1 protein-coding gene is annotated in these 1023 nt (G+C 35.4%); it reads left to right on the top strand.

Annotated features, from left to right (window positions below; translation table 11 throughout):
- Positions 1-633: flagellin (locus tag CRV04_RS12765; RefSeq protein ID WP_128997244.1), on the top strand; the 633-nt coding region annotated here is incomplete at its 5' end.
- Positions 634-1023 lie beyond the last annotated feature (390 nt).

The raw sequence follows: 1023 nt of genomic DNA, 5'->3' as shown, positions 1-1023 counted from the left end.
GGTAACTCTGCGATTGCTTTATTACAAATTGCAGATAAATCAATGGCGGAACAATCAAACATTCTTGATACCGTTAAAGCCAAATTAATCCAAGCCAATACGGCTACTACGTCTAGTGCGGGTAGAAATGCTATTGCTGCGGATATTTCTAAATTAATGGCGCAATTTGATAATATTGCTAAATCAACCAACTATAATGGTACCGATTTGATTTCTACATCAGCAAGTGATTTGGATTTCCAAGTAGGTGAAGATTCAACCAACAATAAAATTACATTGACTGCGGTTAACTCTGAAGCAGCTGACTATACCAATATTGATGACTTAAACGGTATTACTACTATTGGTGCAGCATCTGCAGCAACATATCAAGGTCATGTTGATACAGCTATTGGTGAGCTGAATAAAAACAGAGGTTCAATCGGTTCTGTACAAAACCAAGTAGAGTCAGCAGTACGAAACTTAATGACTCAATCAACAAATGTAAAAGCGGCTGAAGCAATTATTCGAGACGTTGATTACGCGGAAGAATCTGCTAACTTCAACAAACAAAACATTATCTCGCAAGCGGGTGCTTATGCAATTGCACAATCTAACGCTGCACAACAAAATGTATTGAGATTATTACAATAGTAATAATCGGTAAAATAGTAACCCTTTGGGTTGCTATGTTGTACATTTCTGTGAAAACGTTCTTAGATTACTTCAGTAATCTTAAACTCATCAGTGGCCTTTAGGCTACTGAGCAGTTTAGCGTTTTATTTAAAGCATATTTTCAGATATGTTTTTAATAGAACGTCTTGACGTTTTATTAAGTGTAGGGGTCGATTGATTCCGAGAAGATAAACTCTTAGAGTTTAAGCTTCATGCTTGCTTCAAACAAGAAGGTATCCGGCGAAAACTTTTATGTTTTCAATGTGTCATAATTAAAAGGATTTATTATGAGAATTAATACTAACGTTGCATCTTTAAATGCACAAGAATCAGCATCTCTTACTAATAACAGAATGCAAAGTTCTTTAG

The sequence above is a fragment of the Candidatus Marinarcus aquaticus genome, assembly GCF_004116335.1.
GTDB lineage: Bacteria > Campylobacterota > Campylobacteria > Campylobacterales > Arcobacteraceae > Marinarcus > Marinarcus aquaticus.
The sequence above is the reverse complement of the archived record's forward strand: the minus strand, read 5'-3'. Positions and strand labels throughout refer to the sequence as shown.